Annotated in this window: 26 protein-coding genes; 2 read left to right on the top strand and 24 right to left on the bottom strand. The window is 33.5% G+C overall.

The genetic code is table 11. From position 1 onward, the window contains the following. Nucleotide 1: 1 nt before the first annotated feature. The 20 genes from QL232_RS01440 to QL232_RS01345 all read right to left on the bottom strand — a co-directional run bounded on the left by QL232_RS01440 (nt 2) and on the right by QL232_RS01345 (nt 18,457). Entirely contained in the window at nt 2-1,171 is a 1,170-nt protein-coding gene (locus QL232_RS01440) for a vWA domain-containing protein (protein ID WP_281612751.1), read from the bottom strand. Nucleotides 1,172-1,319: 148 nt separating this feature from the next. Continuing rightward, nucleotides 1,320-2,243, bottom strand: coding sequence for an SDR family NAD(P)-dependent oxidoreductase (locus tag QL232_RS01435; protein ID WP_281612750.1), 924 nt, complete (start codon nt 2,241-2,243; stop codon nt 1,320-1,322). Nucleotides 2,244-2,264: 21 nt separating this feature from the next. Further along, nucleotides 2,265-2,672: a DUF4345 domain-containing protein gene (locus tag QL232_RS01430; protein ID WP_281612749.1), complete on the bottom strand. Its 408-nt coding sequence runs from the start codon at nt 2,670-2,672 to the stop codon at nt 2,265-2,267. A gap of 85 nt (nt 2,673-2,757) precedes the next feature. Further along, on the bottom strand, nt 2,758-3,594 hold the full coding sequence (locus QL232_RS01425; protein ID WP_281612748.1) for a helix-turn-helix domain-containing protein: 837 nt from the start codon (nt 3,592-3,594) through the stop codon (nt 2,758-2,760). Between the two features lie 121 nt (nt 3,595-3,715). Then, nucleotides 3,716-4,372, bottom strand: coding sequence for a class I SAM-dependent methyltransferase (locus QL232_RS01420; RefSeq protein WP_281612747.1), 657 nt, complete (start codon nt 4,370-4,372; stop codon nt 3,716-3,718). Between the two features lie 23 nt (nt 4,373-4,395). After that, the gene (locus QL232_RS01415) at nt 4,396-4,956 is read right to left on the bottom strand and encodes a hypothetical protein (RefSeq protein ID WP_281612746.1); all 561 of its coding nucleotides are present in this window, start codon (nt 4,954-4,956) and stop codon (nt 4,396-4,398) included. A gap of 214 nt (nt 4,957-5,170) precedes the next feature. After that, the gene (locus QL232_RS01410) at nt 5,171-6,172 is read right to left on the bottom strand and encodes a trypsin-like serine protease (RefSeq protein WP_281612745.1); all 1,002 of its coding nucleotides are present in this window, start codon (nt 6,170-6,172) and stop codon (nt 5,171-5,173) included. Between the two features lie 172 nt (nt 6,173-6,344). Continuing rightward, a complete protein-coding gene (locus tag QL232_RS01405; RefSeq protein WP_281612744.1) occupies nt 6,345-7,073 on the bottom strand; it encodes a transglutaminase-like domain-containing protein in 729 nt (242 codons plus the stop codon). A 46-nt stretch (nt 7,074-7,119) separates the two neighbouring features. Next, a complete protein-coding gene (locus QL232_RS01400; RefSeq protein WP_281612743.1) occupies nt 7,120-7,860 on the bottom strand; it encodes an AraC family transcriptional regulator in 741 nt (246 codons plus the stop codon). Nucleotides 7,861-7,879: 19 nt separating this feature from the next. After that, the gene (locus QL232_RS01395; RefSeq protein ID WP_281612742.1) at nt 7,880-8,926 is read right to left on the bottom strand and encodes a DUF3626 domain-containing protein; all 1,047 of its coding nucleotides are present in this window, start codon (nt 8,924-8,926) and stop codon (nt 7,880-7,882) included. A 108-nt stretch (nt 8,927-9,034) separates the two neighbouring features. Further along, nucleotides 9,035-9,418 carry a hypothetical protein gene (locus tag QL232_RS01390; protein WP_281612741.1) on the bottom strand — a complete coding sequence of 128 codons (384 nt, stop codon included), beginning with the start codon at nt 9,416-9,418 and terminating at the stop codon, nt 9,035-9,037. A 148-nt stretch (nt 9,419-9,566) separates the two neighbouring features. Further along, nucleotides 9,567-10,505 carry an NAD(P)-dependent alcohol dehydrogenase gene (locus QL232_RS01385; RefSeq protein WP_281612740.1) on the bottom strand — a complete coding sequence of 313 codons (939 nt, stop codon included), beginning with the start codon at nt 10,503-10,505 and terminating at the stop codon, nt 9,567-9,569. A 61-nt stretch (nt 10,506-10,566) separates the two neighbouring features. Further along, on the bottom strand, nt 10,567-11,139 hold the full coding sequence (locus QL232_RS01380) for a Crp/Fnr family transcriptional regulator (RefSeq protein ID WP_281612739.1): 573 nt from the start codon (nt 11,137-11,139) through the stop codon (nt 10,567-10,569). Nucleotides 11,140-11,240: 101 nt separating this feature from the next. Beyond that, nucleotides 11,241-11,867 carry a hypothetical protein gene (locus QL232_RS01375; RefSeq protein ID WP_281612738.1) on the bottom strand — a complete coding sequence of 209 codons (627 nt, stop codon included), beginning with the start codon at nt 11,865-11,867 and terminating at the stop codon, nt 11,241-11,243. A gap of 90 nt (nt 11,868-11,957) precedes the next feature. Then, complete coding sequence (locus QL232_RS01370) at nt 11,958-12,536, bottom strand: Crp/Fnr family transcriptional regulator (protein WP_281612737.1); 579 nt, start codon at nt 12,534-12,536, stop codon at nt 11,958-11,960. 113 nt (nt 12,537-12,649) lie between these two features. Continuing rightward, nucleotides 12,650-13,057: a response regulator gene (locus QL232_RS01365; RefSeq protein WP_168882179.1), complete on the bottom strand. Its 408-nt coding sequence runs from the start codon at nt 13,055-13,057 to the stop codon at nt 12,650-12,652. Nucleotides 13,058-13,065: 8 nt separating this feature from the next. Continuing rightward, on the bottom strand, nt 13,066-14,079 hold the full coding sequence (locus tag QL232_RS01360) for an ATP-binding protein (RefSeq protein ID WP_281612736.1): 1,014 nt from the start codon (nt 14,077-14,079) through the stop codon (nt 13,066-13,068). A gap of 264 nt (nt 14,080-14,343) precedes the next feature. Then, complete coding sequence (locus tag QL232_RS01355) at nt 14,344-15,447, bottom strand: porin (RefSeq protein WP_281612735.1); 1,104 nt, start codon at nt 15,445-15,447, stop codon at nt 14,344-14,346. 93 nt (nt 15,448-15,540) lie between these two features. Then, on the bottom strand, nt 15,541-16,686 hold the full coding sequence (locus tag QL232_RS01350) for a C45 family peptidase (protein WP_281612734.1): 1,146 nt from the start codon (nt 16,684-16,686) through the stop codon (nt 15,541-15,543). 529 nt (nt 16,687-17,215) lie between these two features. After that, a complete protein-coding gene (locus tag QL232_RS01345; RefSeq protein WP_281612733.1) occupies nt 17,216-18,457 on the bottom strand; it encodes a C45 family peptidase in 1,242 nt (413 codons plus the stop codon). Between the two features lie 227 nt (nt 18,458-18,684). Between QL232_RS01345 and QL232_RS01340 the strand changes: the two genes are divergently transcribed. Continuing rightward, nucleotides 18,685-19,662 carry a helix-turn-helix transcriptional regulator gene (locus QL232_RS01340; protein ID WP_281612732.1) on the top strand — a complete coding sequence of 326 codons (978 nt, stop codon included), beginning with the start codon at nt 18,685-18,687 and terminating at the stop codon, nt 19,660-19,662. A gap of 48 nt (nt 19,663-19,710) precedes the next feature. On the opposite strand, the gene QL232_RS01335 is transcribed toward QL232_RS01340, so the two are convergent. Then, nucleotides 19,711-20,403 (bottom strand): HAD family hydrolase, encoded by a 693-nt coding sequence (locus tag QL232_RS01335; RefSeq protein ID WP_281612731.1) that lies wholly within the window; start codon nt 20,401-20,403, stop codon nt 19,711-19,713. A gap of 81 nt (nt 20,404-20,484) precedes the next feature. Between QL232_RS01335 and QL232_RS01330 the strand changes: the two genes are divergently transcribed. Continuing rightward, entirely contained in the window at nt 20,485-21,051 is a 567-nt protein-coding gene (locus QL232_RS01330) for a Crp/Fnr family transcriptional regulator (RefSeq protein WP_281612730.1), read from the top strand. Between the two features lie 19 nt (nt 21,052-21,070). Here the strand turns inward: QL232_RS01330 and QL232_RS01325 are convergent, their stop codons facing one another. From QL232_RS01325 to QL232_RS01315, 3 genes are all read right to left on the bottom strand, one after another. Then, nucleotides 21,071-21,946 carry an SDR family oxidoreductase gene (locus QL232_RS01325; RefSeq protein WP_281612729.1) on the bottom strand — a complete coding sequence of 292 codons (876 nt, stop codon included), beginning with the start codon at nt 21,944-21,946 and terminating at the stop codon, nt 21,071-21,073. A 64-nt stretch (nt 21,947-22,010) separates the two neighbouring features. Next, nucleotides 22,011-22,592 (bottom strand): Crp/Fnr family transcriptional regulator, encoded by a 582-nt coding sequence (locus tag QL232_RS01320; protein ID WP_168882169.1) that lies wholly within the window; start codon nt 22,590-22,592, stop codon nt 22,011-22,013. Next, nucleotides 22,580-23,617 carry a WYL domain-containing protein gene (locus tag QL232_RS01315; RefSeq protein WP_281612728.1) on the bottom strand — a complete coding sequence of 346 codons (1,038 nt, stop codon included), beginning with the start codon at nt 23,615-23,617 and terminating at the stop codon, nt 22,580-22,582. The genes QL232_RS01320 and QL232_RS01315 overlap by 13 nt, the downstream gene beginning before the upstream one ends. Between the last annotated feature and the right edge of the window lie 69 nt (nt 23,618-23,686).

Genomic DNA, 23,686 nt, shown 5'->3' with positions numbered 1-23,686 from the left:
TTTATTCTGAATATTCATTGATTAGACGTATCATTAATTCGTTTAGGTATTCTACGTCGTACTGACCCACACTTGGTATCAAATGATCATTACCAATACCACTATCATTGGTGATAAACACATAAGTTCCATTAGTAAGAATTGCCATATATCGTAAAAGAAATTCTGTGGGTTTATCGATACCACTTGCTGCAATGGGAATAATCTTTATTCCTTGTCTTGAAGCTTCTTGTATAGTATCTTTTATATCATCAAGGATTTGTGAGTTTTCATGTGGAGGTGCATCAAGAAGTAAAAAAGCAATTCTCGTTTTAGCATTTTCTGACCATTGTAATTCGTTAATACTAAGATCCAAGGCGGTATGAACAGCCTCAGGGAAATCGCCACCTCCGTCAGCTTCTTGTTGAGTGATAAACGCTATCGTTTCCGAAAGTTGATTGGTGAAATCGGATTTTCTGGTAACATATTCTTCTCCTTCATCTCTATAAAAAACGGTTGAAGTATAGATATCCAGAGTAGAGTTGCTTTGCATTACATTTTCAATAACACTTTTTAGGTCTTCTTTTAAAAATTCCAATTCATCATCCATTGAACCTGTAGCATCTACTATAAATGAAATCTCCACTCTATTTAAATCACTACTCTCAGATGTGATATTCATTTCATTGACCCCTTCGTCAAATGGAATCAGTTGATGGGATAGCAACTCATCATTTACTTTTATCGAAAAACTATTAAATGTTGATTGGTATTGATACTCATAGGCCCCGAGCCATACTTCTGCATATCCATGATTATCCGTTTTGGAAGTCCAGAGTATTGTGTCATCCTTCAACAATTCTATTTTAGCATTGATAACAGGGGTAGAATTGTTAGTAACAAAGAACGAGAAACGGTTATTGGTGTTAATATTCCATTGAGCCGCTGCAATAGAAAATTCATCTTCCTGAAGAAGGTCGTTCCAAAATTCCCAATTCGATAAATCATTCCATTCTCCAGCAGTCACTAACCCAGATTGTGGCCCTCCTGTACTTCCGCTACTATCTTCTGCAGATTCGCTGAAGTCATCAGATCCAATGTCATAACTACCTTCTCCACAAGAGAAACAAAGTAGACAAAGAGAGAATAGAAGTACGCTTTTTAATTGTTTAAAAATACTTGTTGATTGCATGTTACTTTAATTAGTTTTTGGTTTGCTTTATGTAAAAATAGTAATCAAAGGTCATACCGAACAAGTATTTCTAATATTAAGCTTAGGTTATTAAAAAAGGGCTTAGAAATCTAATTCTAAACCCTCAGTTTCATTGAAAATAAGTAATTTATGCTATAAAACTATGGATAGCATTATCAGCATTTTCTTGGAACTTAGAGTTATCTAAATCACTCCAAATTGTACCTTGGTCAATCATTTTACCAGTTAATACGTTTTTCTTACTGGCATAGAATTTACCACTTTTGTAGAAAGGATTATTTATACCTTCTACAAATCTTTGGGCACCACTTTCTAATGAATGGGATAACCCTAGCATCGGCATAATGAATTTCATCCCGATATGTTTTAGAAATATTCTTTTAATAAAGCTCAGATCATCCATTCCACCTGTTCCTCTAGTGGCCCCTGGACTCATACTTAGAAACTTGATGTTTGGGTGTTTTCTTGCCATTGAAGAAATCCATAGTGATCCTCCATATTTTATCCAGCCATAGATTTGAAAAGCATCAAAGTTGTTTCCAAACTTACTGCCATTAAATACAGAGATAAACTCTTCTGTACTTGATGTTTCTAAGCTAGGGCGTAGCATACCCATTTTCTTAATTCCTCTAGCAGCTTCTGAACTGGCAAAAAGGACCACGTTATTTAATTTGTTGGCCTTTAGTAATTCATCGACTAATACGACATGACCTAGTAAGTTGCTGGCTGTGAGTTCGGTTACTCCATCTTTGGTTAACCTTTCTGGGGTTTTACCTCCAGTTCCACCTGCATTCTCTATTAATGCATCTATAGTACCATTAAATTCTTGAATCGCCTTTCTTACGGTTTCTGGTTGGGAAACATCCATAATGATGATTTCAAATATATCTCTTCCTGTACTTTCGATCAGTTCTTTTTTTGCCACTTCGGCTTTAACTATACTTCTACAAGCCAGATAGATTTTTTCAGTTTCTTGGAGTAAGGCTAATTGTCTTGCGGTTTCTTTTCCAATACCAGAATTAGCACCGGTGATCATAATTGTTTTATTCATCGTTCTAGAGCTTTTGATAATTTAATGAGTAGATGTTGATTTATTTTTATAAACACTGAAAAGTGTTACTCCGATAATACCTAATACAAGTTCGAGCACTGTCGCTTTTAATATTCCATCGGAAGGGAAACCATCTAATGCAATACTTAAAACACGGCCTAGGCCTAAGGATAAGAAGAGAGTGAAAACAGAGATAATGGCTGGTTTTCGAATTGATTCTTTGAAAACTCCAATGCTACTAAACAAGGCTGTAGCAATCAGTAACATACCAAATGATCGAACATCATTTAAAGCACTAGGATTTCCAGCTAAAATGATTCCTTCATTTGCTTTGATCTCGATAGGATTGAAAGAAGTGAGTGCTCCAATAATAGAGAGTAATATACCAGAGAGTAGTAAGTATACTTTTAACGTCTTTGAATTTTTCATGACTTTGTTTTATTAATTAGTACACAACAAATGTCTCTGAAAATTCAAAGGATCTTTTTACAGTTTAGTTCAAGAACTTCTCATTTTAGTTCATTCGAAATTCTGATGGAGATTGCCCCAGTTCTGCTGTAAAGTTTCTATTAAACGTAGCTAAAGAATCAAACCCAACATCATACGCAATATCAGAAATTCTATCTTTTGTAGATTTCAGTAGTTCAGCCGCCCTTTCTACCTTTTTTCTATTAATATATTTTTTAGGGCTTTCGTTAAATACTTCTTTAAATTTTCTTTTGAAAGAGGAAATACTCAAGTGGGTTAATAAAGCCAATTCATCAAGGGAAAGATTGGCGTAGAGGTTTTGTTGAATGACCTTCTTGAAATCAATATCGTTGGGTTGAAAAAGAGCAGATAGAAAGTCTAATTCAGAAGGAGCATTTTGTGATTTATATATTAATTGGATAAACTCTTTTAGTTTAGTTTTTATGATCCCTTCGTCTGCTAAATCAGGGTTTTCTAATAGGATGTCGATACTCTGTCTGAAGTTGTCAAGCAGCAAATCAACTTGAACTTGTTTAATATTGTAATCAACTTTATGTTGAGAAGAGGATACATCAAATTCAAAAAGATCTTTAATTAGGGAAGGGTATAGAAAAATGCCTACAGATTCGATACCGTCTGTACACTTCGACTGATCTTTGACAGGTTCAAAAAAATAATTGAGGCATTTTGCAATCATAGCCTGATCTTTATTTAGAGTCAGGTATTCCTCAGGTGAGCGAACAGCAACAGCTCCTCTATTGACAAACATAAAGCAGGCTTCGTCTTCTACAAATTGCTTTAATGTACGATCGAAAGAAGGCATAGAAAGCTTCATAAAAACAATACGACCTTTGTATTTAATTGCCTTTTCTTTGAATTCCATGTTCGTAATGCTGTTAATTTAAACTAAGAGTTATGATATGAATTGGATGTCAAAATCAATACAATTTAGATATAAAGGAATGTGTTTGTCAATAGAGGATAAGTTTTTTGTATCACAGAGATTACATTTTGACCATTTTCACAATAGAATAGGTGCGCAATACTTTTTCTCCACTTTTATTTTTTACCTCATCCGATTCTTTCGTTACCTCGGTAATGATTAAGTTTAATGGTTTAATTAGTTCTTGAATGTCTTTCACTTCATAGAGTGTAAACTTATCTCCCACAAAAGGTAATTTTTTCATGAAAGATCGATGTGCAAAGGTTAAGACAAATTGCCCACCCACTTTTAAGCTGTTTTCAATACTTTCCAAAACAGCTAGGGGTTCTTCCCAGAAATAGATGGAGTTAACACTTAATACTCTATCAAAATGATTTTCTGGAAATGGTATATATTTCCCATCGTAAAGTCTAAACTCTGCTTGTTTGGTGATATTTATCCTTTGGGCCTCAATCCACATGGTTTTTGATACTTCCAAACCAAAGTAATAAACATCCTCAGCGGCATCAATAATTAAATTAAGATGCCCACAGTTACCATGACCTAATTCTAAAACAGTATTTTCATCTTGTATGTCAAGTTCGCGGATAGAACTTTTAGTCATTGGAATATTCGATTCGTTCATCAAGTTACCCACTTCAATACCATTGTCACCTTCTGGACAACTGAGTTGGGCTTCTAATTCTTTTAGTTCTTCTTCTGTTAATTTTCTTTCCATAAGTTAGAGATGTGTTATAAGGTCTATAGTGTGATAAGTAATAGGATTGAAATAATAAAAGGGGAAAGGAAGAATAAACAACTTAAACTTCCAGCAAGGACAAACCTAAGTTTATCACTTGTTGTTGGTTGATAATTTACTTTCTCTTCGTGGTTTGTAATTTGCTTTACTTCTTTCAGAGACATGTTCAATAGTTCTTCTTTTGGAATCTCCATTTTGAATAGGCTTTTTGTAATTCTCCCTTTCATAAAAGCTCGATAAACAGACTTAGGGTAGGTCAGAATACCAAAGCCAAAAGCGAAAGAGGCAAACAACCAGCCAGTAAGAAATCGCCCCATTCCGGTTGAAATTTCCCATGCAGACACAGAGACTTCTCCTTTCCAAGTGGTATCATAATCATTAATAATATGATTAACGTCGTGAAGATAAATGATATCACTTCTCGATTTAAAATTGGGGAATGGGATCTTAAAAAAGCCAAATTCTAGCCATGCCCATTTTTCATGAATTCCACCATCTTCTCCAAATTCAGGATTATCGCCGTAAAATTTATCCAGGTGGTATTTAATAGATTGATTGTACATAAGATGAAGTTAGTTTTTTGCGTATTGAGTTATTTTAATTTACAACATGTTGTTGATGAGAACTTAAGTATAATATTGTCACTATTTTTTTTAGAATTGAAATTATTGGACAATTATTTTGGTTGAAATCCTTTCGATGAAAGAAAAATGTCACCAACCACTTCTTATTGATTGAAGTAGTTGATGACATATTATCTATTCTTCACAAGTGATCTTATTCCATATTCGATAATATCCAGTCGTATGAAGAAGAAACTCTTATAAATATACTGATGTCTCCATAATCGCCATCAGTGTGGTTGGGAATAGGGTTAGTGACACCACCCGCTAAAACGCCAGCAAGTTTCCATACACCATTGTCTTTGACAAATAAAGGGCCTCCACTATCCCCTTTAACAGTAGCTCCCTCATAATCTAAGGCGGATGCACTACTAGCTCCTGTTCCAAGTTGGTCTTCAAAACCTCCAATATGATCATCACCTAAGGAGTTGATAGTACCATTGGGGTTGTCGAAGTCAAAAGCTAAAATACCTCCAGTGTAGGTAGTACCGTTTAATGAAGTCTGAAATCCATCAACTTTGCGGTCTAATGTATTACTCATTGCATGTTTCTTGGAGTCCGAGTTTTTATCTTGGCCTGCTTGTTCAGAGTAATCACCAAAGCCACAGAACCAAACTGTACTTTCTAAGCTTTCGGTACCATCAGCAAAGAGGAGTACAGGAGTGATATTTTGAACGGGTGAGGAGAGTTTTATCAGGCATAAGTCATTAGCATGACTGTATTCTTGGTTTCCTGCTAACCATGTAGGATGCAGAATCATTTCTGTTACTGAATAAACTGCATCTGGGTTATTCGGGTTATTCCCAATTTTAACCTTAATGCCTTCTAGGGGAGCAGGAGAACTCTGCTCATTTGCATCATAAAAATTATGTCCTGCTGTTAATATCCATTCTGTATCAATCAATGTTCCTGAAGCAGTATAATCTTCGTTACTGCTTCCGTCTAAGCTATAACTGAAATTAACAACAGCATCAAAATTTGGTAAACTGGTATCATTACTTTTAGCTACATTTTCATAATCTGATAAATCTTTGTCATGTCGTATTCCAAAGGTTGATACTTCATCACTATCATTTGAGGTTTCGACTTCATCATTATTACAGGAAATAATAATAGTAGCAAAGAATAGAGAAAATAGGAGTGTTTTTTTATTCATAGGTTTAACTTTTGAATAGAGAGTAATTAGGTTTTAACTTCTAAATATACGCAACAAACCAACCGATCAATTGTATCAGAAAGTAAAAAATCAATAAATCGGTTGATTGTGCTATTTTTTATTTATAAGATATAATGCATTAATAGTGAGTGTTTTGAGAGGTTCTATTTCTCTAGCCCTTTCTTATTTTATCAACATTATTATTCATTAGGTGTCTAATGAAATATCTATACATCCATCTTTTTATGATTCCAAGTTCTTGTTGATGTGATTTATAAAATTCATCAGGGGTATTATATAAACCAAAGTCATGGTGAATTCCTTTTTTCTGTATGTAGGTGTCATTCATGTTCCATTCAATTTGCGGAGATTGAAATTGATCAGTATAAGCACCATAGCCACAAAAAGTCTCTTTACAATCCTGAAATTTATTTTGTAATGCGTTGAGGTACTTTTGGTCTAGAATAAGTCCTTCTAAATTATACCATTCATTTTGGAAGAGCACTTCAACCCAGCTATGTAATATAAAGGTGGGTGACATTTTGTACCATATTCCAGTAATGGCCCCTTTCTGTAAAGCTTTATGAATGGTAAATCCATGAATTCTATTCGGAATACCTACACCTCTTAGCAGCCCCATAAAAAGATTAGCTTTCGTATTGCATTGCCCATACCCATCTTTTAATACTTGAGAAGCACTGATATCATCGCTAGAGTTATAACCAAAAGCAATTTCATCTTTAACGAAATTGTATATTTCCTTGATTTTTTCCATATCAGATAGGTTTCTCCAACCTCTTTTTTCGATGAGTGTTTCCAATGATTCAGCCTTAAAATCTAAAATTTTTGAAGCAGCTAGAAGATGATTGAACTTAGGACTTAGATCTAATTTTTGTTCCATTATATTATTGTTTGATGATGAAACAAAAGTCAGTATTCAGACCGCATTAAACTTGAATAAACTGGCTGAAATGAAGAAAGTCTCGAGGACTAAAACCAAAGTTTTCTTTAAATACTCTACTAAAGTGAGCACTATCCGAAAAACCGGTTTGATGAGCAATTTCAGTAAATGTTTTATTTCCTATCAAAGGCATTCCTACTAATATTTTATTCCATAATTGGGCTCTCCTGTAGGTAATACCTGTATTTTCTTTGAATAGATGAATAAATCGACTCTCAGATAGGTGAGAGTAATTAGCAATTTCTTCTAGTGAAACGATTCTATCAGCATGTTCATAAAGGTAATCTAAAGCGTTGCTTATTCTTTGATCACCATCATGAAGTGCTGTTTTACAATTGCACTCCATTGCTTGAATAGTAGAATTGACTTGTTCTATAAAGTCTGGAAAAGATGTTTTGTGATGAAGAATAGAAATGAGATGATCAATGATTGTTGTATTGATTTCTTGTATGTCCTTCTTAAGGAAACGATTCCAGAAATGCCCTAATACTGAGGCAGGGTTAATGAGTAATATAAAATGATCAGACTTAGATGATACCTGATGTTTAATATTGGATTTTATAAGCACAGCTTTCTTTGTGGAAAGATGATGAGTTGGTGTATTTATGGTGATAATTCCAGTGAGTGGAATACTTATCTGAAGAGCATAATGATTATGGAATTGATTATTATCAAAATTTCCAATGAACCAACCAAAATCCTTTTTAACTTGTATGTGATTTATCATTTATCAGCACTTAGGTGTATTACATTTGTATAGGTCTACCAAACTTCACTAAGCAATGCCATAAATACTTGAGCATTTGCAATTCTTCATATTCGTTGCCTACTTCTAGTGCAGCCTTGCCTAGTAGAAATGGATTTAGTTTACCATTATGGCCAAATTGTTTGGCAAATTTAGGTACTTCTGGGCCTCTGAAATTATTCGGAAATTCGTCTACTCCTAACTCTAAACCGGAGTTCCAATGAAGCTGAATCTTATATTTTTGACACAATGCCATCAATGTATTACCTACTTTAGTATTGAAAAATGAATAATCTACAATTAGCTCTGAGACATCCTTTTCCAATGAAATTTCTCCATGAACTTGTGCTTCAATATAGAAGTCTAGGTTATGAGAAAACGGCCTCAATGATTTTTGACTAATAGTTTTGGGATATATCTGATTAATGAGTGTAATAAACTCCAAAGTGGTGATATTATTTTCTCCCAAAGCACTTCCTCTAGTAGATAAGTCATTGAAAAGTGCTGAAAAAATTGGTTCAATTTGTTGTATTGTCCCTACTTCTTTAGGAGAAGCATAGGTATCTCCGTAAGTGAAAGTAGTTCTTTGATTTACCTCCGGATGAAGTACAAAGTAACAAGAGCCGAATCTAGGGGCAGGACCACTTTCAGAGTGAGTTAGATGAAGTGCACCATATTTAGGTCGTTCTTTTGGTTCGGAATGAGTATATGCTCCTTTAAAAATACCATCTTCCCATTCATCACGTAATCCACCAAGATGTGCGGAAACACTACCTGAAGAAATATTGGTCTCAAATTGATTTTTATAGACACCTGATGACAGTAAACCTTCTGCAATGGTATTTCCTTGATTGCTTATTCGATCAGGATGAAAATGAAGTGCTACAGGTGCATTTTTTATAACATTTGCATAAAATTGGACATAGAGATCCATATCAATATTGGATTGATATAGAATCATATCAATCAGCTCTTGTGATTTTTCTTTCATCATTAAAGCTGTCTTTGATACATTTTCTATCGCCTGTAGTTGACTTGATGTGAGCATGACAAGAAGTTCCTTTTGTTTCCTTAAAGTTCATCTCAAATAAAGATATTACTTTTTCCCGAAAGAAAAGAGTAACTCATCATGCTCAATGATTATCACTTACATCAATTATGAAAAATTAAAATCCATCACTTTATTTTGGAGATAGTTTTTAATTGCATGACAAATTAGATATGGAATGCTGATCACAGAAACTAATCCGCCTACAGTATAAATATTTAAGAACTTTACTGCCAATGTGAAGATGTACACAGAGAGGATAATAGCTGCTATAGCAAAGAAAATGGTCGAAAAACCAATGATTTTCTGATTGACTTCTGCTTTAATGGAATCAATGTTATTAATCGATTGTGTTTTACAGCAATTGCAGCTTAAAATGATAGCATTTGAATTTTGTGTTTCAAATTTCTTTGTCAAATCGGATCGTTTTTTTACGGATGCCGAGAAATTGATTTCAGCTTTACAGTTTGAACAATAGGTATAAAGTTTCATAAGAATAGTATAGTTTGCTTAAGTAGAGTAACAATTCTAACGGTTAAAAGCAAGATTACGGTATTAACTTATAAACCGTTAAAATTGTTATAGTAAATATACCAAACTTTGCTCAAGTTACTCCAAGTAAGCACTCTGATTTATAGTACTATTTTGCAATTTTTATGATTACTTTTCCCTTAGTTCTAGATTTCTCTAAATACTGATGAGCAGGGATAATATCATCCAGCAAGTATTCTTTATCTATGTTTACTTTTAGTTTATTTTTCTCCATAAGATGTATCAGGCTTTGTAGGGCGTTTTTGTTTGGTTGTACTGCAACAAACTTTGCCTTTTGATAACGCAATAGCTCAAATACCATTGTTTTGGAAGGAGTAGTGCCGATATAAATGCCATTGGTTCCCAGTAAATGTTTAGTTTTTTTGTAAGATGAATTGAACACTACATCGAAAATTATATCAAATTGAGCCTTTTTCTCTAGAAAGTTTTCTTCTTGGTAACTGATTATATTATCTGCACCCATCTGAGAACAAAATGTCAAATTTTTACTACTTGAGACACTAGTTACATGTGCACCATATGCTTTTGCGATTTGGATTGCAAAATGTCCCACTCCACTACTTCCGCCATTGATCAGGACTTTATCTCCTTTTTTAAGATTTCCTAGTTCCATCAATGCCATCCAGGCAGTGGTACCTGCCATAGGAATCCCCGCGGCTTGATTTAATTGTATTCCCTTTGGAATTTTTACAAACTCTTTTGTATTAACGACAAGGTATTCGCTTAAAGCACCTCCATCAAAATTACCAAGTTGCCCGATCACTTGGTCTCCAATAGAAAATTCAGAGACATCCTTAGATTTGTCTTCAATAATACCTACAACATCAAACCCCTGTTTAGTTTTAGGTTTAAATAAGCCCGTAAATAGTTTGAAGTGACCTTTTCTATTTTTCCAGTCAATGGCATTTAAAGAAGAGTAGGAGACTTTAATAAGCATTGAGTTTTTCTTCTTTAAAGCAGGTCTGTCTTTGTGCTCTACTTTTAGCACATCACTGTTTCCGTACTGATTATATACAACTTGTTTCATTACTCTTGATTTTTTTTCAAATGTAGAGTAAACGGGAAGTATAGTTCTTGGTCTATACCAACTATTGTATGGGTACTTTATTTATGAGTTTCGAGAAGTTAGTAGGATTAATACTTAGAAAATTGGCAATATCTTTTTGTGGAATATGATGTATTAGTTGAGCATTCTTATTCATAAAATCTTTGTACTTCTCTTCAATAGTTAACGAAGTTTGTTTGATAAATCGATCAGTTATATTATTAACCAGACCCATTAATGCTTCCATGAAAAATCGTTGTATATGTTGATGTTTCTCTGTATTGAGTATAAAATCTCGATAGGAGAGTCGATAGAATACACTATCGGTAATGCATTCAAAGTAATATTTCGAAGGTTTATTAGTGAGGAAAGATTCTGGAGCACAAGTGAAATGGTTCGGCTGTGTAAATGAAATAATACATTGTTTACCATCTACTACATAGTAGGCTTTTTGATACCCTGATAGGGTAAAATATAAATACTTATCAGTTCTATCAGGTTCTGATAAAATAGTTCCCTTGGGAATAGAAATGGCCTCCCAATACGAAATAAAGTCATCGACTATTGCCTCGGGAATACTGTATGTTTTGATGATAGATTTTTTTAGTTCTTCCATTTGTTAGTAGTGATCTCAACACAAAAATAGCTTGAAAAGTTTTTGAATCCATAAGTCTTCACTTTTCAAGCTATTTTTTAGTAAGAATCTTCCCCGATTATTTATTCAAATAATGTTGGAGCTTTTGCCAATTGGGTAGGTCTAAATATCAATGCTTTTTCTTCTATTTTCGCAAAAGGGAATTCTATATCATTTTCTAGTTTGAACAACTCTACAGTCTCAGTCAATACCCCTTCCTCATAATTATAGTGCTGAGTAATACGGTAGGTATTATATGGGGCAAAAGAACTTATTCCTTCAGCTTCGAATTGTATCTTCTGTTCTCTAAATTCATGATCAGAATGTCCTTTTCCATTTCCTAAAGAAGAACGTATTTCGGAGTTAATCTGGCTTCCTTCTTTATGGTAATCGATTTCAAAAAACATAGTCTGTTCTCTTTCTCCTGCTTTTCCATCGTAGTTGGGATGTACTCGGTGCATATTTTTTATTGACTTCCAAGTATTTGTATATCTTCTTTGTACTACCTCAAAAGCATAGTCATTTGTTGCGTTTCTTATGTACTTTCCATCTTGGAAAGTAAAAGCTTTCCCTTTTCCTACCCAAACAATAGTGTAGTTATCATTAGTCGAAGGCAATGTCTCATTTAAAGGGACAATGACTTTGCTAGAAGTACCACATGATATAAATAAAGTGGTGAGGACCATAAGAAGAGAGAAGTGATGTTTCATTGTAAATACATTTTTAAGATGAATGATTATTATACCATAAAAGTATTTTCATGTGATGTCTTAAAAATTGATGTATGTTACAATCATATTTTAAAGAGTAATTTCTTTCCTTATTCGACTAAGACTCTCTCTTTCAATACCTAAATAAGAAGCTAAATGATAAAGTGGAATTTGTTCAATAAATAAAGGGTAATCTTGTAGCATTTGTAAATACCGTTCTTTTGCAGATAGAAATAAGAAAGATTCGAATCTATTGGTAGCAATAGCATAGACACTTTCAGCAATGATTCTCCCAAAGCGTTCCCAGTTTTTTGATTGATCATAAGCATTTGTCAACGTTTGAACATCGAATGTAATTATTTCACAATCTTCTAATGCTTGAATACTGTATCTGCTTGGACGACTTTTCAATAAATCTAAGTAGGAAACGGCATAGTCATTCTTTAAGAAAAAATGGTTATTTACTTCTTTACCATCTTGTGATTGATAAAAAAGACGTAATACACCTTTTTCTATAAAAGCAATTTCATTTACAGGTTGATCTACTTGTAAAAGATATTCTCCTTTTTTTAGTGTTTTTTTCTTCAGATGAGGAGTAAATAACGCACATTCATCTTCTGAGAAATCAGTGATTTTTCTTATTTGAATTTTAAAGTTGTCAAGGTTCATTGTAAGCTTAGTACCTAGTTGTTTGGATTGAAAAATAGTTATTGCTATTAAAGTTACTATGGATCATCCATTGATAGGTACTAGCACAATGATTATTTATACAAACTTTAAGATTAAACCTCCTGATCATCAAAATAATGTTCTAATAGAGCACTCATCTTTTCTTTGGTTAAAGGTTTATTCAAAAAGCCACTAATTTCCGCCATGTTTTCAGCTTTTTCCTTATCGTCGTGGTTAAACGAGGTAGTAACCATGATAATAACAATCTTAGCTCTATGGCTTTTATCCAAGCTTTTGTATTTTTCTAGAAACTCCCACCCATTCATTCTAGGCATATTAATATCTAGCATAATGAGGTCTACATCATTAAAATGAGCATTTAAATGGTTAAGGGCTTTTTGTCCATCAGTGGCAATGTGTATACTTTTGGCACAACCCATTTCATCCAAGATCATTTCGTTAAGGAAATTAGTTGCTTCGTCGTCGTCAACAAGTAGTATGTTTTTTGGTTGTTCTGTCATGGTATTAATTATTTGGGTAAGTTGAAGTAAAATGTACTTCCTTTATTTAATTCAGATTCTAACCATAATTTTCCATGGTGTAAATCGATAATTTTATTACAATGGGCTAAACCAATACCTGTTCCTTCATACTCACTAGTTGTATGTAAGCGTTGGAAAATGGTGAATACCTTTTGTTTATGTTCTTCTGCGATACCAATACCATTATCTTGTACATAGAAGGTCCAAGATTTATCTTCTTTTTGTGCACTAATAGTGATTTGAGGTGGATGCCCTTCTCTTCTAAATTTGATGGCATTGGTCAGTAAATTCTGAAAGAGCATTCTTATCTCATTCTTATATCCATTAATAATAGGGAGTTCACCAATCGTGATTTTAGCATGTGATGTTTGAATTCTCTCATCAAGATCCATAATAATATCATTTAACATCACATTACAATCGATCTCCTCTTTTTCTCTATTTTTACCTAAGCGACCATAATCTAAAAGAGCTTTTACCAAAGCACTCATTCTTGCACTGGCTTGGTGAACATAGGTGAGACATTTTCGTCCCCGCTCATCTAAAACATCATAATATTTATCATTCAATACATTAGAAAAACTCATCACCGTATTTAGTGGTTCTTGGAGATCATGGCTTGCAATATATATAAACTGTTCTTGTTCTTTGTTTTTATGAATTAGCTTATTGGTATAGACTTTTTTTATGTCATTTAACTTTTTGTGTTTGATAACAATAAAATAAAGTACCCAAATGGACGCAATAGAAATCCCTCGATTAACAAAAGCCATCCATGTAGTATGGGAGTCAATCGTCAAAATTGGAATAACTGCAGTTAAAAAAGTGGATAATAGAGCAAGTTTTAAAGTGGTAGCAGTGTCTTCTCTAATTAAAAGGGCAATACAACATACATAAAGAACACCTACAGCTACTCCTAATGGTATAATAAGGTCTATTATAAAAATTAGAATAATTAAAATAGTGCTCAGGTAAACAGGTCTTTTAAGTAAACGAATCATTATAGTACAGCATTATTACTATCTTTTTCTATGCTAATTATTGCTTTTGGAACTAGCTGAATAATCAGAAATAGAAGGGAAAGAAAATAGTATTAGTATTTAAAAGGATGAATATCGAATATCAGTTGATTATATTTTTTATTAATAGTAATTAAATCGGGTTTTTACATAAAAATAATTAGTAGGAAGAATTCAAAACTTTTACTTATGAAATTCTGAATCAGAAAGACTGCCTTATATTTTTCATGGAAAATGTACTATTATTTACCGCCCTTTTAGCACATCAAAACCTATTCTTACTCCTGCAGAAACAGTAAATTTTGAGTTGAAAAATTCACTATTGGTAACATGTTTATATTGATAGGTATCAGAAGCGTAACTACCTATAAGATGAAATCTTAGATTCCTATCTGGAAATGGATAGTACTGTAAAGCAACTTCTAAAGTATGGATACGGTTTGTATTTAAAACGCTCATTTCACCTAAACTATTTTCGGGGTTTAATCCATCTAGAAAGTATACTTGGTCATAAATGTATTTTATAGAGGGTTTAAATTTCTTACCGTTATACATGAAACGAATGGGTATTGATTGGTACATAGTATTGTCCCGAAAATTGGGCATGTTCTGTACAAAAGCATAATCGGTGTCCAATAACCAATTCCCCATTTTCCAACGAACACCTAAGTTGACGGCATAAGGTGTGGAAGTAAAAGCCTTCGTCTTATCATGGATTGTTGTGTAACTAAAGAAAGTTTTGATTCTATCTTTAATAAGTGTTCCATACCAATAAAAGTTGTACTCTAAATTTAGTTGATGCCCCAAAGAGTCTTCATTAGCATTGACAATCTGAAGTCCTATTCTTTGTCCTTTCTTGGTACGGTATTCAGTAGTAATACCGGTTTTAAAAACACCTAATTTATTTCCAATAATAGAATAGGTATAGACATCATTAGGGTTGTAGGATTGTTCCACTGTACCCATATTTAAAAAACTTCTACCGGCTTTTATATGCCATCTTTCATTATGTGTGGTATAATGAACATTAGCATATAAGATATTATCCGATAGGTTATTCATTCCCATTCTAGAATCATTAGGAGAATAGAGAAATTGAAACCCAAAATTTTGATTAAACTTTCCTTCTAAGCCAATCCTAAAATCAGAAAACTGAAATCTTTGGTCATTGCCCAATTGATCCGTTTGTTGTTGATAATTGATAGATTTAAAATCTAATCGACTATCCAAGGTAAAGGTCAAGCTATCTTGAAAGTTCTTCCAATTACTTTCTTTGGGATTATCTGAGGCGAAAGTAAAAGGAACAAAAGAAGATAATATAAATAGACATATAAAAAGCAGCTTCTTCATTGTAGTTTGACATTAATAGATGTATGGGAGTTTTATATAAGAGAAGAAAGTCCCGGATTCATTTTCAGAATACCGAGACTTTTGGATGGGTGATTAGTTCCACAATTTCTTTAAATCAATCTCAGTCCAGTCAGCAAAGTATTCAGGTACAGGAATTTTTATCCACACCTTTTGCTCATTGATATCAAATACTGTTTGATAGTTGGTAAGATCCGCATCTTGTAAAGCGGGTTTAGTACAACCACCATTTTCTTTAAATGTACCGTCTTCATTAAATAATCTTAGGTCCATTAAATCTCTTGTGATTTTAGCATCCACTTCACCACGACGTTCAGCCAAGCGATCAGTCATGTTAGAGAAACGTCTCATAGAGTTACTTACTGTTTCTCTTAAACCTAATCCCCAATCTTCATTAAAAAATGAATTGGCAACCACTAATGTATCTTCTTTTGCATTACGTAATCTATTGCCACCAAAAGATGATCCTTCAACAGAAGCTGCATCTGTTTTATCTGCTAAGGTAAAGATGATAGAAAGGCTATTGACCATACCATTAAATCTACTTTTTACTGCTTTTAGTGTTTTCGATTCACTTAAAATATCAGTTAAAGTGTTGAGAAGTGAAGGTCTTTCTAAAAAGACTAAAGAACCACCCATACTTGTTCCATCATGAACATCTAAGTATACTCCATGTTCATTCATCGCAGTAAAAGCACAATACATTCCTGGCCAGCCTGCTGTAGCCATTTTGTAAGAACCATCGTTAGGTTTTCTAACTGTAAATACGGTAGGGAATTTATTAAAAGCAGGGCTCCAGTCTAAGTTACGACCGATGTACATTCCGCCATCTTTTGATTGTTCTCCATAAGAAACGATAGAAGTACAACCCGCAAAAGAGTGAAGCTTTTCTTTGTAGATTCCATATTCCATAATTTGGTCTAGAAGAACTACATTTTCAAGACTCCAACCTGTACCAAGAGCTACACCATCATAGAAATCTTTTGTTCTTAAAGAACCTGTTCCGTATGCTCTATTTACCCAAAGATCAATCGCTTCTTGGTCCAAGTGTCCCGAGTTAATTTCTGGTTGTACTACTAGATCAAATGTTTTTTGCATTTCATCCAACATTAATGCCCCGTATTGTTCACCCATTTCAATGTTAGAACCTTCTAATACTGGAACTAAAAAATTGTTTGCTACATAAAGTTTACCCGCTTTGAATTCTTTTACTAATTGCATTGTATTATAATTTAATAATTGATAAAATATTTCTGTATCGATCTTAGGAAGAGTTGATTAAGTGTCTTTCCCAATTGAGTACATTACAAATGTCGGGGTATTTTGAAGCAATGATTTGTACGTTTTCTTTAAGTGGTTGTCAAAAATCGTCATCGTGTTTTTTCTATTTTTAAGTGGGAGAAAGACTGAAAATTTTGATATAAAAAAACGGGCCTTTTTAGGGGCCCGTACAAGTCAATCTTAACTACGATTTGATTCACTGTAATCGTTCGAATTCAATGTTTAGTTAAGGGAAATGATTGAAGTTCGAACATTATATTAATCATCAAATACTAAATGAAACTAGAGATGTTTTTATCTATTGTTTCTCCTTATTACACAACAAATATCCGATTTTAAATGTCGACTTAGTTATACCTTTTCGTCAAGTAGTTGTGTATTATCGTTAATCATTATTTTTACAAAATAGTTAGTATAAAAAAAACGGACCTCAATACGAGGCCCGCTTCTATCCATCAATCTATTTATTTTATTTCCATAATTCGTTTAGGTTGATTTCAGTCCAGTCAGCAAAGTACTCTGGAACAGGAACTTTCATCCAAACCTTTTGATTATGGATATCAAATACTGTTTGGTATACTGTTAAGTCTGCATCCTGTAATGCTGGCTTTGTAGACCCACCATTTTCTTTGAAAGAACCATCTTCATTGAAGATTCTAATATCCATTAGGTCTCTTGTGTATTGAGCATCTACTTTACCTTTACTTTCAGCTAAGCGATCTTCCATATTAGAGTATCTTCTTAACGAATTACTTACAGTTTCTCTTTTACCTAATCCCCAATCATCCACCAAGAAAGTATTTACAACGGTAATCGCATCACCTTTTGGTAAGCGCACTCTATTTCCGTTTAATGAAGAACACTCCATCGAAGCAGCACTTTTACTATCAGCAATAGTAAAGATCGTAGAAGTACTGTTATTCATTCCGTTGAATTTTGCTTTCAAAGCATCTAATGAAGCCGACTCACTCATAAAGTCAGTTAGAATGTTGATGATCGACGGTCTCTCTAAGAAAACTAAAGAACCACCCATACTTGTACCATCATGCAAATCAATATAAACACCTTCTTCGTTCATTGCAGTGAAAGCACAGAACATACCAGGCCATCCTGTAGTTGCCATTTTGTATGATCCATCGTTAGGCTTTCTAACAGTAAGTACAGTTGGGAAATTTAAAAAGGCTTCTGACCAGTCCATATTACGCCCTATGTACATTTCTCCATCTTTAGAGTTTTCACCCCAAGCGGCAATAGATGTACAACCTGCAAATGAATGAAGTTTACCATAATAGATACCATATTCCATTATTTGATCTAAGAATACAACATCATTTAAAGACCAACCGGACCCTTTGGCCACACCATCATAAAATTGTTTAGTTCTTAAAGAGCCTGTCCCGTACGCTCTATTTACCCAGAACTGAATCGTTTCTTGATCGAGTTTACCTTCTTTCAATTCTGGTTGAATTAAGAAGTCATATGCTTTTTGCATTTCTTCTTTCATTAAGGCACCATATTGTTCTCCCATTTCCTCATTTGAACCTTCAATTACTGGAATTAAAAATCCATTGGCTTCATATAACTTGCCTCCTTTGTATTCACTTTTTAAATTCAATTCAGATAAATTTTCTGTAATGCTTTTTTGAGCGATAACATTTGTAGAGAAGATAAATGCGATAACAACGAATAAGTAATTTTTTAAGTTTTTCATTTTTATGAATTTATTTATGATAAAATATTTTGTTGTAAACAGTTTAGGAAGAGATGATTAAGTGTGTTTCCCAATTGATTACATTACAAATGTCGTCGTTATCCTAAGCAATGATTTGTACGTTTTCTTTAAGCGGTTGTCAAAAATCGTCAATTCATATTTTTATTGATTTTTTCATGAAATGATGTGTAAAATAATGGAGCGTTGTATATTAGAATAAATAGAAAATGCAGATTATGGAAGATAAGTACATCATTTCAACCAGTGATATAGACCATCATAAAGGGTATGAGATAATTGCCAAAGAGTTAGGTGGAACTTGGGATGGTGAAGAATTAAATATTAATAATAGTTGGTGTCAGGTGAAAGCAAATTCCATACGCTTCTTAGGAGATATGTTTGTAGATATCTTTCACCTCAATTCTAAGAAACCTATAGTTGCTCAATATACTCCCAATGAGGAAAAGCATTATATCATTGTTCGTATTGGGTGTACTGGTGAATTTTATAGAAAAGGACAGAGTACCAATTTTAATAACCTTGGCATATACATATATAATTCTAGTCAGGAGTTTGAGTTAGAGTTTCCTAATAATATTGACTGTCAATGGGTAACAATCCGCTTTTCATTAGATCTTTTCAATAGCTTTAATACTCCCAATCCAGACTTTAAACTCAAGACTCTTTTTGATGACAAATCACCATGGTTGCAATATTTTTCTCTTGATGTAGAAATTGAGAACTATGTAAAGACTATTATGGCCAATGTTGATCCATCAAGACGTAGGCATATTACATTTTTTAGTAAGTCTGCAGATATTATGGGGGCAATAATAGAGAAGATGGAAAACGAATCGACAAGATTAAAGACGAATATCCATCCGGAAGACCTGAAAGCAATGGTTCGATTAAAGAATACCTATTTATCGGACTTTTCAGAACAACCCAACTTAACAGAACTAAGTGATGAATATGGCATGAGTGTTTCTAAGTTGAATCGTATTTTTAAATCCATATTTGATCAGCCAGTACTTCAGTTTTATAATCAACAAAAAGTAGAAGAAGTTTTTAGGCAGATAACCTATACTGATAAAAGCTTGACAGAAATAGCATTTGATTTAAACTTTAGCCATATCGCTCATATGAGTAAAGTATTTAAAAAATACTATGGATATCCACCATCCGATTTAAGGGATAAGAAATAAAAAAGTCTCTCATTAGGGGTTACCTTATTGAGAGACTTTTTTTGCTATCTATTTTAAAATACTAACGATTTCATTGATAGCTTGTAACTTTGTGAAGTGAGGGTCTTGAATATCTTCCTCATGCTTTTCATGTGCCCATGTTGTATGGAATGGTACATGTGCTGCATAACCCCCTAGCTCCAATACTGGAAGAATATCTGATTTTACTGAGTTACCAATCATCAAAAACTCTTCAGGTTTGCTATCTAAATGATGAATAAGTTTTTGGTAATCCATTACTTTTTTATCACTCATGATTTCAATGTGATGGAAATAATGTTCCAATCCTGAGTTCTTCAATTTACGTTCTTGGTCTAAAAGATCACCTTTTGTGGCTACAATCAACCTGTAATCATCTTTTAAGGCTTCTAAAGTAGTAATTACTCCATCAAGTACATCGATAGGTTGGAGGATAAGCTCGTTTCCTATTTCTAAAATTTTATTGATTACAGTAGGTGAGATGGTGTCATTGGATACTCTATTGGCTGTTTCAATCATACACAGCATAAATCCCTTTACTCCATAACCGTATAATGGTAAATTTTTGATTTCTGTCTGAAATAACTCCTTAGAGACTTCTTGTATAGGAAGGTAATCTTTTAATAATTCTCCAAATTGCTTTTCAGCTTCCTGAAAATATGTCTCATTGACCCACAATGTATCGTCAGCATCAAATGCTATGGTTTTAATATTGTTTTTCATTTCTTTATGTTTATCTTTTTTAAAAATACAAAATTAAATAGAAGAGAAAACCTATAAAAGGACATTTGTCCCGCCTAATTTATGCTAAGGAAAAACCAGACATTTTTAACCTATATACAGCGTCTCTATGAACAAGAAAATAGAAAGGATAAGATTCTTGTAAAACACTATCGTGAAGGAGATTTTTTGTTTAGTCAGGACGAAAAACCGACCAAAGTAATTTTGATCAAAGAAGGGATTACAAAGTGTTTTTTTACTGAAGAAAATGATAAAGAATATATTTTAGAGTTTTTAGGTAGTGGTGAAATCGTCGGAGAAATTGAGTTTATCAAGAAAATAAGATGTCTATGTAGCATTCAGGCAATTACTGATGTTTCTGTTTATGCAATTGCCTATGACTACTTTTCAGAATTAGTGAAGACGGATCTTGCTCTGAATAATTTGCTGTTAGACGTTTTTGCAGAAAGAATTATCAATACATCTAGTAGAGCATCGTTTCAACAACTTTATACAATAGAACATAGTTTAGGTAAACTATTAGAACTTCAAGCAAAACAGGAAGTACCTTTATCCAAAGAGAACATGGCTTCTTATTTAGGAGTGACAATAAGAAGTTTGAATCGAGCATTGAAGAAAGTGGAAGGATAAGTTATCGAAGCCCAGAATTTCACTTCTGGGTGATGGAACTTGCTTTTTGCTTTTTAGCTTCACTGACAAAAAAGGTTTCCAAGTGATGATCTCCATACACATCGGCTACATTGTCCAAGGCCATTGCGGTTAAGAAAAACTCAAATGGGCCATATGTTTTTGATGATGTAAATGTTCTTAATAACCAGATCGTAAGTTTTCTTATTGCATCAGGCAGGTGACTGATTTTAATAGGATTACCCCATGCTTGCAATGCTGAAGTAGCAATATCGTTTTGAGTAAATATATCGGGTCCACCAACTGTGGATTCTTTGTTGTCTCCTTGTATCAGTTGCAAACATACTTTTGCAAGGTCTTCGCCGTGAATTGGATTCATTTTTAAGCTTCCGTCACCGAAAAGATAAACTCTACCGCTTTTTGCCATATCAAGAAAATCTTTCATGTCTGAAAAGAAACCGCAAGGTCTTACAATGGAATACGATAAACCAGATTGTTTTAACTCATCTACAAACTTCTCTTTGGCTTCGAAGATTTTTAGATGTTTCAATCGGTCACCGTTAAGAGCAGAGATATACTGAAACTTCTCTACCTTATCTTTTTTTGCTAACGCTAATAAGTTGGCATTGCCTTGGTAATCGACATCCATATAAGTGAGACCATCTTTCTGACGGGTGATTCCAATCGTTGAAATTACCCAGTCAATATTTTGAGTTAAGTCTTGAATACTTTCAGGTTTTGTGATTTCACCAACGTAAAAATCATCTACCTGTTCAAAAAGGCTTTTTTGACTCTCTTTGCGGATCAAAACTCTAACCCAAAAACCTTTGTTTTTAAGTTCTTTGACTAGGTATTGCCCAAGATAACCGGTTGCACCTACTACTAATACATGCTTCATTTTCTTTGTTATTTAATGATGTTTTAAAGGTACAGGCAGCAGATTAGAATTCTCTTGACGATCGTCAAGAAAGGTCTTCTTTGTGAACTCTAGCTTTTATTCTACTTAAGGTCTCAGGAGATACACCCAAGAAGGAAGCAATAAATTGTTGAGGAACTCTTTGGAATAATTCTTTTTGAGTATTTAGTAAATCACGATATCTTTCTTTAGCAGATTTGGTGACAAAAGAAGCAATGATTTTCTGACTTGTAATTAATTCATTTTCTACCGCCACTCTTGCAATCACTTCCATTTTTGGAACTAGGCGAGTTAGTTTTTCAATATCAGATTTAGTAAAAATAATCAACTCTGTAGGTTCAATGGCTTGATAACTTTCCAAAGCAGGTGTTCCAAAGGTAAAACTTTCGCCAGCACAGATGAATTGTCCTTCAGTATAGAAAAAAGCTGTTTTGTCGATTCCCTCTACATTATAAAATAGTCGTACACAGCCTTTAGTAACAAAGTAAAGCTCATTGGCTACTTGGCCCTCGCTAAAAATGACTTCTTTCTTTGTATACTGTTTGATGGATAGAGACTCTTCTAAAATAGAAAGTTCTTCTTGATCTAATGTAATATAAGCTTTGATACTATCTATTAATCTTTGCATTGTTCTTCCTCTTCCGTTAGATAATTGTGAAAGGCCTTTTTAAGTCTTTGTTTTATTCTACTTTTTAAACTCCAAGGTTTTAGTACCTCCATACTATCACCAAACCCTAATATTATTCTTTCAAACTCATAATTGAGATGTACTCTTACAGATACTACAACACTACCATCATCATAGGTTTCGATAAGTTTTTGAGAATGATGAATTGGCTTGGTAATCACATAGGGAGCATTAAAAGCATTGACTTTTAGATGGCAATCATGAAGTTGCTTTTTGTTCATTACCGTTACCCCAATAGTGTCTTTGTAATATTCATCTCCATCAAAGTTTTCTTTTACATAGTCGACCTTTAGATTGTAGTCGATTTCCATAATTCGGTCTAATGCAAAAGTGAGGATTACTCTATTTTTTTGTCGTTTTCCTATGACAAACCACCGGTTATTAAATTCTTTCAGTATGTATGGAAAAAACACCACCTTTGATGGATTCTTTGCTGTGAATGATTGATACTTTATATCTAAAGTTACCTCTTTTAATATCGCTTGATAGATAATATCTAAATGTTGAAGACCTTTTAAGTTTTCATTTTTATCTAGATGAATAATCGAGGGCTGGTTGGTTTTCTCAGAATAGACTTTGTCTTCTAAACGTTGAATGATACCTCCCAATTCAGAAAACAAGGAAAAGTCTTTGAATTGCTTTAGCATTTCTACGGTCTCCGATAAAATACTCATATCATTTTCATTTAAAGGGATATTCATGATAGAGTAGTTGTCGTCTTCGTATTTGTAGTATTTCTTATTATAGACAACAATGGGAGCATTGTATCCTAATTTATCACTCCTCATCATTTGAATATCGAGCTGAACACTACGTTTACTTACGTTGATGTCTCTGCCCTCATATTCATACAACGCTTCAGAGCAAGCTTCTATTAAATCATTTAAAGTCCACTCTTTGTACTTGTTTTGCAGACATTTATCTATCGTTTTGTAACGTATTAAAGCATTCTTATTTTGTGCCATATCACAAAAATTAAAAAATATTTACTTCTACGCAAATTCATTGCGTAGTTGAGTTTCACCTTTGAATTG

The sequence above is a fragment of the Flammeovirga sp. SubArs3 genome, from assembly GCF_947387565.1.
Taxonomy (GTDB): Bacteria; Bacteroidota; Bacteroidia; order Cytophagales; family Flammeovirgaceae; genus Flammeovirga; species Flammeovirga agarivorans.
Note: the sequence above shows the minus strand (reverse complement) of the source record. Positions and strands in the feature narration are given on the sequence as shown.

What these genes read in the sequence shown, in the direction of transcription:
- QL232_RS01440 (WP_281612751.1), bottom strand. Translation starts at nt 1,171, where the DNA reads ATGCAATCAACAAGTATTTTTAAACAATTAAAAAGCGTACTTCTATTC.
- QL232_RS01435 (WP_281612750.1), bottom strand. Translation starts at nt 2,243, where the DNA reads ATGAATAAAACAATTATGATCACCGGTGCTAATTCTGGTATTGGAAAA.
- QL232_RS01430 (WP_281612749.1), bottom strand. Translation starts at nt 2,672, where the DNA reads ATGAAAAATTCAAAGACGTTAAAAGTATACTTACTACTCTCTGGTATA.
- QL232_RS01425 (WP_281612748.1), bottom strand. Translation starts at nt 3,594, where the DNA reads ATGGAATTCAAAGAAAAGGCAATTAAATACAAAGGTCGTATTGTTTTT.
- QL232_RS01420 (WP_281612747.1), bottom strand. Translation starts at nt 4,372, where the DNA reads ATGGAAAGAAAATTAACAGAAGAAGAACTAAAAGAATTAGAAGCCCAA.
- QL232_RS01415 (WP_281612746.1), bottom strand. Translation starts at nt 4,956, where the DNA reads ATGTACAATCAATCTATTAAATACCACCTGGATAAATTTTACGGCGAT.
- QL232_RS01410 (WP_281612745.1), bottom strand. Translation starts at nt 6,172, where the DNA reads ATGAATAAAAAAACACTCCTATTTTCTCTATTCTTTGCTACTATTATT.
- QL232_RS01405 (WP_281612744.1), bottom strand. Translation starts at nt 7,073, where the DNA reads ATGGAACAAAAATTAGATCTAAGTCCTAAGTTCAATCATCTTCTAGCT.
- QL232_RS01400 (WP_281612743.1), bottom strand. Translation starts at nt 7,860, where the DNA reads ATGATAAATCACATACAAGTTAAAAAGGATTTTGGTTGGTTCATTGGA.
- QL232_RS01395 (WP_281612742.1), bottom strand. Translation starts at nt 8,926, where the DNA reads ATGCTCACATCAAGTCAACTACAGGCGATAGAAAATGTATCAAAGACA.
- QL232_RS01390 (WP_281612741.1), bottom strand. Translation starts at nt 9,418, where the DNA reads ATGAAACTTTATACCTATTGTTCAAACTGTAAAGCTGAAATCAATTTC.
- QL232_RS01385 (WP_281612740.1), bottom strand. Translation starts at nt 10,505, where the DNA reads ATGAAACAAGTTGTATATAATCAGTACGGAAACAGTGATGTGCTAAAA.
- QL232_RS01380 (WP_281612739.1), bottom strand. Translation starts at nt 11,139, where the DNA reads ATGGAAGAACTAAAAAAATCTATCATCAAAACATACAGTATTCCCGAG.
- QL232_RS01375 (WP_281612738.1), bottom strand. Translation starts at nt 11,867, where the DNA reads ATGAAACATCACTTCTCTCTTCTTATGGTCCTCACCACTTTATTTATA.
- QL232_RS01370 (WP_281612737.1), bottom strand. Translation starts at nt 12,536, where the DNA reads ATGAACCTTGACAACTTTAAAATTCAAATAAGAAAAATCACTGATTTC.
- QL232_RS01365 (WP_168882179.1), bottom strand. Translation starts at nt 13,057, where the DNA reads ATGACAGAACAACCAAAAAACATACTACTTGTTGACGACGACGAAGCA.
- QL232_RS01360 (WP_281612736.1), bottom strand. Translation starts at nt 14,079, where the DNA reads ATGATTCGTTTACTTAAAAGACCTGTTTACCTGAGCACTATTTTAATT.
- QL232_RS01355 (WP_281612735.1), bottom strand. Translation starts at nt 15,447, where the DNA reads ATGAAGAAGCTGCTTTTTATATGTCTATTTATATTATCTTCTTTTGTT.
- QL232_RS01350 (WP_281612734.1), bottom strand. Translation starts at nt 16,686, where the DNA reads ATGCAATTAGTAAAAGAATTCAAAGCGGGTAAACTTTATGTAGCAAAC.
- QL232_RS01345 (WP_281612733.1), bottom strand. Translation starts at nt 18,457, where the DNA reads ATGAAAAACTTAAAAAATTACTTATTCGTTGTTATCGCATTTATCTTC.
- QL232_RS01340 (WP_281612732.1), top strand. Translation starts at nt 18,685, where the DNA reads ATGCAGATTATGGAAGATAAGTACATCATTTCAACCAGTGATATAGAC.
- QL232_RS01335 (WP_281612731.1), bottom strand. Translation starts at nt 20,403, where the DNA reads ATGAAAAACAATATTAAAACCATAGCATTTGATGCTGACGATACATTG.
- QL232_RS01330 (WP_281612730.1), top strand. Translation starts at nt 20,485, where the DNA reads ATGCTAAGGAAAAACCAGACATTTTTAACCTATATACAGCGTCTCTAT.
- QL232_RS01325 (WP_281612729.1), bottom strand. Translation starts at nt 21,946, where the DNA reads ATGAAGCATGTATTAGTAGTAGGTGCAACCGGTTATCTTGGGCAATAC.
- QL232_RS01320 (WP_168882169.1), bottom strand. Translation starts at nt 22,592, where the DNA reads ATGCAAAGATTAATAGATAGTATCAAAGCTTATATTACATTAGATCAA.
- QL232_RS01315 (WP_281612728.1), bottom strand. Translation starts at nt 23,617, where the DNA reads ATGGCACAAAATAAGAATGCTTTAATACGTTACAAAACGATAGATAAA.